Source organism: Streptomyces sp. NPDC058373 (genome assembly GCF_042723275.1).
Taxonomy (GTDB): Bacteria; Actinomycetota; Actinomycetes; order Streptomycetales; family Streptomycetaceae; genus Streptomyces.
This window is the reverse complement of the sequence record NZ_JBHXJE010000088.1, coordinates 1-7,974: the sequence shown is the minus strand read 5'-3', so window position 1 is coordinate 7,974 and position 7,974 is coordinate 1. Positions and strand designations below refer to the sequence as shown.

The following is a 7,974-nucleotide window of genomic DNA, read 5'->3' as shown; positions in this document are numbered from 1 at the left end:
CCTGCCGGGTAGGTGGCAGCGGCCCGGCGGACCGCCAGGCCGGTGAGGTAGGCGACCGGCTGACCGTGACTGACCAGCAGCCCGATCAGCAGCGCGGCACCACCGTGGTTGAGGTCCACAGCCCACAGCGCGTCGGCGGATATCCCCAGGACATCACCGATCAGGGCGAGCAGTTCACTCTCGTCGTTCGCGACCCGGCGCGACAGCAGACGCTTGCCGTCCGAGTCGATCACCACGCAGTGGTGGTGCGTCTTGCCGATGTCCACTCCGGCCCAGATCTCGGGCACGTTCCCCTCCGCCAGCTCGTCGTACATCGATCCCGCAGACGACCTCGCCGACGTTGTCCTACACAGCGATCGAGTCGCATCTCCCAATCAGCGGTCGAGTCGTCGCGGGGCTCCGGGCGGTCAAGTCTCCTGAGCCATCTGGCGGCGAAACCATGAGAGCCATACCCAGAGCCCCTGGGCCCGCCGATCGTACGAATGACCAGCTCAGACCCACAACCAAGAAGGTAGGACAGCTATGACGCACAACCTCACGAATCGCAGTCGGCGCAGGGCCCAGCCCGTCAACACGGAGGCGACGCGCCTCGTGGACGAGGTGCTGGCACCCCAGCTCGACACGACTACCCGCGCCGAGATGCACGCCCGGACGGGCCAGCTGACGGAAGAGATCATCAGGCTCACCCGGAGTGGGAGCACCGGGGCGGACCTGGAGGGGCGGAGTCTCCGCGCCGAGGCGGACGACCTTGTCCGGAAGGCCCCGGACCATCAGGCGCTCGTCTTCTCCGCCTTCACCTACATGCGTAGCCTGGCTCTCTTCGTCCGGCGCTACGTCGCGTACGCCCAGGAGGTCACCAGCCAGCCGGAGGACGGCGCCATAGCCCCGCGCGCTGACCCGGCCCCTCGTCCGCCGAGCGGGCTGGCGACCGCCGGCCAGCGCCATTGGCTCACGGGGGTGGCGGGATGATCTCGGCGTCCGAGGCCGCGAAGGTCGTCAGCGCCTACACGCACCGCTACCCGGCGGAGTCCTTGATCCTCGCGCCGCTGTGGCAGACGCTCGGCCAGCATGTACTTGCCGGCGGCTGTGCCCACCGGGGTACCTGTCCGGTCCTTCGGGTGTCGCCGGTAGTCGTGGACGAGCGCGGCATGGTGCTGATGCTCCAGGGGCGCACGCAGGCGCAGTTGCCGGAGGCGGCGCCGTTCGCGGACTGCGACACGTACCCCGAGGCCGCCGTCACTCTGGCCCGGACGCTCGGCGTGGGGGGACCGTGGACACTGCCCGGGTGGGAAGCGCCCCTGCTCCTCGACCTCGGACGCGCCGATCAAGAGGACGGTCAGCGGGGCAAGGTGGTGATCCGGTACCTCTTCCGCGCGCACTCCGGCCTCTGCGCCCACGTTCCCGGCGCCCCGCAGGTCTGGGTGCCGCTGAGCGAGATCGACCCCCGGGTTGCCGGCCGCGTGGTCTCGCTCATCGGGGAGCGCGTCGCGTGAGCCGCCGACCGCGAGAGCGCGCCCTGAAGGCCGGGTACCTCTTCGTCCTCCTCGCGCTGCTCGTCCTGCTGGTCTCCTCCGTGGGGAGGGGCCAGTGACCAGGCCCCGGTCGACCTACGACGTGCTGACCATCACCGCCCAAGGTGTGCGGGTCGGGGATCTCGTGGGGCGCGAGGCCGAGTGGTACCCGATAAAGGATCTGCGCCAGCTCCACCCTGACGGCAAGGCCGCGCTCCTGGGCGGCCTGCCCGGGGTCTGGGTGCTTCCGCCCACCCTCGCCGTCATGCGGCCCCGCGCGACCTTCGCGCCCCGGCCGTAGCTCCAGGCTCCGCCCCGGGCTTTACGACTCCCTACTCCGGGACGGACGTTCCGGCGCGGGCGCCCCACCTCCCACCTCAGAGGAGGGACCGGCTCGCGCCGGAAGACCTGACGACGGTCTTCTTGATGCGCCAGGACGATGACACCGCTCCGCGCCCGCCGCAGGCACCCGAGACGGACCCCCAAACTTCGGCATGCATATGCCAAGAAGCAATTGCAGCCAGTTTCGCGTCCGCATGCGTCTTGATCTTCACTTCTCTTCCGCATCCTTCACTGTGAAGGTTCTTTCTGCTCGATGCCGTTCCGGCATCCATCACGTGCCCAACCGAAGGTGAGTTGAAGATGAGACTCAAGCGCGTGCTGAAGTCTGTTGCCATTTCCAGTGCGCTGGTCGTGGCGGCTGCCACTCCGGCGATGGCGACCGTGGTGAACGTGGGTGGCGGAACATGGGACTACGGAGCCGGCACGGCCACTGTTTGGTCGGACTACTACCACAAGTCCAAGTGCCACGGTTCGACCTCGGTGGGAGCCGAGGTCGACAGCGACGTAGCCAGCGCCGGCAGCTGGTCCATCACGCAGGCCAAGGCCGCGCTCTCCGGCAACAAGAGCTACTACAAGACCGAGTGCTGACGAGCTAGCAGCACGACTTGCATGCCCCCGAAGGGGCCCGCCTCCTGCGGCCCTTCGGGGGCATGCGCAGTGCCGTTATGGTCGGCCGATCCCCCTACGAAGCCCCCCGTGGATATTCATGCTGCATCGTGGTGTCAAGTTCGCCCACGCCCTTGTTCTGGCGTTCTCCGCCTTGTTCTCCTTCTTGTTCCTCCGGAGCTTCGAAGACCAGTGGACACTTGGCTACGACGCGGTCGTTCAGGTCACCGAGTCAAGGGACACCACCACTGGCAGCGCGATCGGGAAAGCCGTCGAGGCCTTCGCCCGCGATCACGACGTCACTGTGGGCCGCCAGGAACTCAACCTGGAACACCCCGACCGCAGTCGCGACCTCTATCTGACAGGAACGGGCCCTCGCGCCGAGTGGATCGATGGTGGCTACCCGACCTTCAGCCCCGGGCAAGCCACCGTTACGCGGCCGTACGCGGAGATCTCGGACCGCGATCCCCGGGGTATGTACTACCTCTTCGGTGATCCCGACGCCGTCGGTCCCTTCCTCGAACTCATGCAACAGCAGGGCCTCACCGCGTGGCATCCCCAGCCCGCCTCCCTCGACGAGCTCTCCTACTCTTACGCTGGCAGCGCCCTGGCCGGCTCCTTGATCGTGGTCGCGTTGGTCTGCCTTACCATGACTGGCGCTGGAGTCCTTCTCAACGCCAAGTCCTATGGCGTGCTGCGCCTGCAGGGCATGTCACTGCCGGCGATCCTCGCCCGGGATGTGCGCTGTCTGGCACGTCCCTGGATGGGCGCCCTTGTTCTTGTGACGGTCTTCACCACTGGGCTGCTGGCCTGGTACAACCGCCTGGCCTGGTTCGGCCTGTTCGCCCTTCTCGCCGTCGGGACGGCTCTAGCCTTCACCGCCCTTGTCCTCGCCGCCCACGCAGGAACCCTCGCCCTCACCGCGCGCACGGGTATCCTCGCCGCTCTCAAGGGTGAGATCCCAGCTCGCTCCACCGCTTACGCCGCTTACCTGGTCCGTATCCCCGCGCTGCTGCTCGCCCTGGGTATCGCGGCCTCGGTTCTCCAGGCCGGACAGGACCTGACTCGCCGCCAGGAGCACCTCAGCGTGTACGAGAAGGTGGGCGACGCCTCCGCCATTCGACTGAACGGCTACCTCGGGGCACCGGACGCGCTGAAGCAGATGGAGACGAAGATCGGCCCCTGGCTACGCCACGCCGACGGCAACGGCGAGATCGTCTTGGCAGGCCACAGAGACCTCGCTCGCTCGCGCGACGCCCAGGACATACCGGCCGCCGACTTCGTCGTGGCCAACGAAACCTTCCTTGCGCAACAGAAGATCCTCGCCCCGGACGGCCGCCCGGACCCCGGCACGACCGGCCGGAAGGGGCGCATTCTTCTGCTCGTACCTGAGGGCCTCACCGCCTTCACCGACCGGCTCGCAGCACTAGCGCCGAACCTGGTGAGCCCGTCCGCGCCAGACCAGATCACTCGGGACCAGATCGACGTGCGCCCCACCGCAGCGGACCAGGAGATATTCACGTACAACGCCCGAGGTAGCCGTGCGGCAGGACAGGACAGACCCTCGGATGCCTCGTTCCTCACCGACCCCGTCGTCGCGGTGCTGCCCAACGGGAGCGAGTACCTCAGCGACAAGGGGTACACCTCCTACGCCTCTCAGCGCAGCATCGTCTTTCCTGATCCCACCGACATCACCGACGGCATCGCCACCAGGGGCCTACGCAACGAGGTGGTCGGCATCAGCCCCGTCGCCGCAGACGCCGCCCAGGCCATCCGAGACATCACCGCCGACTTCCGCTTGCGGGTGTTCAACCTTGCTGTCGCGCTTATGGTCCTGCTCGTCGCTGGCATCGGTGTAGTCATTGTCCATAGCCGCAAGAACGCCCAGTTGATATTTGCGCGCCATATTCACGGCTGGACCTTCACCGCCACCCATCGCACACTCTTGGCCGCCGAAGCAGCAATCGTCACCCTCCTAGTCTGCTGGATTCCGTACCAAGTCCACCAGGCAAACCAAGGTCTTGAGCAGTACGCAGCCATGGGCATCCCCGCCCCCCGCGACCCGGTGGAGATCACCGGCCAGGACCTGACGGTCATCGCCGGCCTGTCCCTGGTCGAGATCGCTACCGCTCTGACGGTCCTGGCCGTCTTCCACCGTCGTATCGTCAAGGAAGGATCGACCGAAGCGTGATCGACCTCAAAGGACTGTCCAAATCCTTCGGTGACCGAGCCCTGTGGCAAGAACTGACCTTCACCGTAGAAGCCGGGCGCATGCTCGCGCTGACCGGGCCCAGCGGTTCGGGCAAATCCACCCTGCTCAACTGTCTCGGGCTCCTGGACACCCCTTCCTCGGGGACCATCGTGCACGACGGCAGCGACCTCACCCGGCTCAGCGCCCGCAAGGCCCGGGCCTTTCGCCGCGACACGCTTGGCTACCTTTTTCAGAACTACGCCCTGATCGACAACGCCACCGTCGCCGAAAACCTCAGTGTCGTCCTCAAGCCCCTGCGCTCGCGCCGCACGGTCGGCAGCACCCCCGCCGCAGCGCTGAAACAGGTCGGCCTCTCCGGACGTGAGACCGATGTCGTCCATCGACTCTCCGGTGGCGAGCAACAAAGAGTCGCCCTGGCTCGCCTCATCGTCAAGCGGCCTGCACTCGTCCTCGCCGACGAGCCCACCGGTGCCCTCGACCTGGGCAACACCCACATGGTCATCAGCACCTTGCGTGACCTGGCCGACACTGGCTGCACCGTGGTGATCGCCACCCACAACCCCGCCGTCAAGGAGCTGTGTGACAGTGTCCTCGACCTAGGCAACTCCCAACACCCCATCCCTGTAAAGGAGTGCACCACCGCATGAATGCCCGACTTACATGGTGCGTTGCCACCGCTGTCGTAGTCGCCGCCGTTCTGTTCCTCATCTACGGCACCCACAGTCTGACAATCATCGAGCGCGTACTCCTCAGGTTGTTCTGAGCGCGACATGCCGCGGCCATGGTGTGCTCTTGCCAGACGGCCCGCCCACTCACGGCGGCGATGTGGCAGGAACGGAGCCGCACAGCCGAGAGCCTCGGCCGCCCATCCATGCCTATGTCCTTGGGGCTACCTGAGCGTCATCCGGTAGGAGCGCAGCACAACACGCCACCTCAGAGTGCCCGTACTCATTCGCGTAGATGCTGCCTGCCGTTCTCCGCCGCGGGTGCTCCGCAGTTGCGGCGGCCCGGTCGGGCGGTCGCCGGCGCAGCTCATCTCCGAGCTCAGCATCCCGGCGCGCTGCCCTGGCAGCGACCCCGCGGTCCCGCTCGGCCATAGCCCGAAGCTGTCGGGCGTGATCGCGGTCCTGCTCTCGCGCCGAGCGGAGGAGGGTGTCCTCGTCGCGGGGGGCCTGCACCTCGGCCAGCACGCTCGCGTGCTCGGCGGTCGGCCCGGCGACTGCGGACGTTCGCCGAAGTCGAGCAGCCAGTTCGTCCAGTTCCCGCCTGATCTCGTCGCGGGCGCGGATCACCCCGAGGCGTGCCGTCTCAGCTGCTGCGCGGTCGCTGCCGCGAAGGGCAGGCCGTCCGAACCGGCAGGCAGCGGTCAGACGGAGTTCGATCTCGTGGAGTCGGCGGTCCTGGTCCTCGTGTGCCGAGGTCCGCTCCTCGATGGCCTCGGCCAGCGAGCGAGCCTCGATGATCGCGGCGGCACGGCTCCTCAGGTCCTGGTGCCGGCGGTGGAGGTCGAGCACGTTCGGGCCCTGGTCCACGGACGCCAGCTGCTCCGCACGCTCCGCCGCCGTCTCCGCTTCCTCAGCGGCTGCCCGGGTCGAGCGCGTTGCGGCTGCGGCCTTGCGGATGGCGTCCCGCAAGGCGCTGCTGCTGAGGTGGCCGTACGGCCGTCCCGTTTCCTGGTCAGCGCGGATTGGGCCAGCCGCCTGTTCGACGGGTGGGCCATCGCGGTGCGGGCCCCGAGCGTCGGCCTGCGGTGCGTCCTCCGGTTCATCCTGACTCCGCGGTGCACGCGGGCCGGGGAGGGTCTCCACAACTTCGCGGACCTGGTCGGGGACGGCGTGGTCCGGGAGTTCCGTGAGGACCATGCGCTCCTCGGTGCCGGACTCGATCTCCCGGAGGAGTCCGGCGACGGCGCGGTCCAGCTGCTCCTGGTCGGTCTCCGGTTCACCGGCTCGGGCGCGGTCGGCGTCGGTCTCGTAGACGGACAGGGGGAGGAAGAGGTGGCTCTCCCTCTTGTCCCTGGAGAGCATGGTGTAGAGGGCGTTGGCCTGTGCGCCGGGGCCGTAGACCAGAGCCTCCTGGACGGTGAGGCCCTGGCTCTTGTGCCCGGTGATCGCGTATCCGAGGCTCAGGCCGCCCTGCGCGATGTAGTCGGCGTCCACCCACTCAGCGTGGTCCTGGTGACCTTCGGCGGTCTTCTGGCGCCACTCGACCAGGACGCGGCGCTCCTCGTCCACGGCCCGGACAATGCCTCGGTAGCCGCTGAGTACGGCTGTACGAGAAGGCTCCCTGCTTGCAGGGAGCCTTCTCGTTGTGACCTGGGGATTTGGCAGGTGTCCCGTCCTTCGTCATCTTGTCGCTGTCCCGGGTGAAGTTGTTCAGTTCGCTGGTCGTCCCGGGGCAGGTTGCCCCTCGCCGCGTACGCACCGGGGCAGGTGTCCCAAGGTGTCTTGTCGCTCCCTGTCATCTGTCCCGTTTCGTATTCGCTCCCAGGGGCGGTTTGAACGCTGATCCGGTGCTGGCTGACGGGCTGTGTAGCTCTCTGGTGATCAGGGTTACTGATCGTTTGCTGATGCCAGCGTCGCGGACGATGAGCCCATCCGAGCACCAGAAGTAGCGGCCTCCCAGGGCCCCTCCGCTCTTCGCCCACCGCTTCATCAGGACCTCGACCTGGGTAACAGTGCAGATGGTCGCGCTCCACCGCGAACCATCGGGCAGCCTCACTTCGACGTCGATGTCGTCCACCGTCTCCAGCTCCTCGCCGGCATCCGGGAGGAATGCGGCCTCGAACTGTGCCGTACGGACGCGGTACCAGGGTCCATCCCAGCTGCCCGATGGTGTGCTGTCGCTCATCGGGCGAGTGTGCCGGGCCGATTCGCCCTCCTCAACCGCTTTGTTCTGGCACGCTTCCGGCGTGAACAACAATCTTGTGCCCGACGACCTATGGGAGCGGATAGCCCCGCTGATCCCGGCACGGCCGCCGCGGCGGCACCGGTTTCCCGGACGCAAGCCGGTCGACGACCGTACTGCGCTGGCCGGGATCGTGTATGTCCTGCGGAAGGGCGTGTCCTGGGCGGACGTCCCGCCCGAACGGACCGGTTGTTCCGGGGTCACCTGCTGGCGGCGGCTGCGGGACTGGACCGAGGCCGGGGTATGGCCCCGGCTGCACGAAGCCCTGCTCCTCGAGCTCCGACGTGCCGACCTGCTGGACATGGACGACTGCTCGATCGATGGCTCTCACGTCAGAGCCCTGAAAGGGGGGCTCACACCGGCCCTTCACCAGTTGACCGCAGCCGCCCCGGCAGC

At 67.6% G+C, this 7,974-nt stretch carries 9 protein-coding genes and 1 pseudogene; 7 read left to right on the top strand and 3 right to left on the bottom strand.

Going from position 1 to position 7,974, the window contains the following annotated elements; genetic code table 11:
* The coding region (locus tag ACFWMZ_RS27955) for an IS110 family transposase (RefSeq protein WP_383204947.1) at window positions 1–314 on the bottom strand (314 nt) is incomplete at its 3' end.
* 208 nt (window positions 315–522) lie between these two features.
* Here ACFWMZ_RS27955 and ACFWMZ_RS27950 point away from each other — a divergent pair.
* The 6 genes from ACFWMZ_RS27950 (at window position 523) to ACFWMZ_RS27925 (ending at window position 5,318) form a co-directional block, all read left to right on the top strand.
* Window positions 523–969 (top strand): hypothetical protein, encoded by a 447-nt coding sequence (locus ACFWMZ_RS27950; RefSeq protein WP_383204944.1) that lies wholly within the window; start codon window positions 523–525, stop codon window positions 967–969.
* Window positions 966–1,493, top strand: a complete 528-nt coding sequence (locus tag ACFWMZ_RS27945) for a hypothetical protein (protein WP_383204941.1) — start codon at window positions 966–968, stop codon at window positions 1,491–1,493. Before ACFWMZ_RS27950 ends, ACFWMZ_RS27945 begins: the two co-directional genes overlap by 4 nt.
* 94 nt (window positions 1,494–1,587) lie before the next feature.
* Complete coding sequence (locus ACFWMZ_RS27940; protein ID WP_383173688.1) at window positions 1,588–1,812, top strand: hypothetical protein; 225 nt, start codon at window positions 1,588–1,590, stop codon at window positions 1,810–1,812.
* Window positions 1,813–2,153: 341 nt separating this feature from the next.
* Window positions 2,154–2,441, top strand: coding sequence for a lactococcin 972 family bacteriocin (locus ACFWMZ_RS27935; RefSeq protein WP_383173685.1), 288 nt, complete (start codon window positions 2,154–2,156; stop codon window positions 2,439–2,441).
* Between the two features lie 118 nt (window positions 2,442–2,559).
* Entirely contained in the window at window positions 2,560–4,650 is a 2,091-nt protein-coding gene (locus ACFWMZ_RS27930; protein ID WP_383204939.1) for a hypothetical protein, read from the top strand.
* Entirely contained in the window at window positions 4,647–5,318 is a 672-nt protein-coding gene (locus ACFWMZ_RS27925; RefSeq protein ID WP_383173679.1) for an ATP-binding cassette domain-containing protein, read from the top strand. Before ACFWMZ_RS27930 ends, ACFWMZ_RS27925 begins: the two co-directional genes overlap by 4 nt.
* 228 nt (window positions 5,319–5,546) lie before the next feature.
* Here the strand turns inward: ACFWMZ_RS27925 and ACFWMZ_RS27920 are convergent, their stop codons facing one another.
* Window positions 5,547–6,905, bottom strand: a complete 1,359-nt coding sequence (locus ACFWMZ_RS27920; protein WP_383204936.1) for a hypothetical protein — start codon at window positions 6,903–6,905, stop codon at window positions 5,547–5,549.
* 226 nt (window positions 6,906–7,131) lie between these two features.
* Window positions 7,132–7,521, bottom strand: coding sequence for a hypothetical protein (locus ACFWMZ_RS27915; RefSeq protein ID WP_383173673.1), 390 nt, complete (start codon window positions 7,519–7,521; stop codon window positions 7,132–7,134).
* Window positions 7,522–7,582: 61 nt separating this feature from the next.
* On the opposite strand from ACFWMZ_RS27915, the pseudogene ACFWMZ_RS27910 reads away from it, so the two are divergent.
* Window positions 7,583–7,974, top strand: a pseudogene (locus tag ACFWMZ_RS27910) (transposase); the annotation flags it as partial.

Bases quoted from the DNA above. Each gene is read 5' to 3' on its own strand.
- ACFWMZ_RS27950 (WP_383204944.1), top strand. From the start codon at position 523: ATGACGCACAACCTCACGAATCGCAGTCGGCGCAGGGCCCAGCCCGTC.
- ACFWMZ_RS27945 (WP_383204941.1), top strand. From the start codon at position 966: ATGATCTCGGCGTCCGAGGCCGCGAAGGTCGTCAGCGCCTACACGCAC.
- ACFWMZ_RS27935 (WP_383173685.1), top strand. From the start codon at position 2,154: ATGAGACTCAAGCGCGTGCTGAAGTCTGTTGCCATTTCCAGTGCGCTG.
- ACFWMZ_RS27930 (WP_383204939.1), top strand. From the start codon at position 2,560: ATGCTGCATCGTGGTGTCAAGTTCGCCCACGCCCTTGTTCTGGCGTTC.
- ACFWMZ_RS27915 (WP_383173673.1), bottom strand. From the start codon at position 7,521: ATGAGCGACAGCACACCATCGGGCAGCTGGGATGGACCCTGGTACCGC.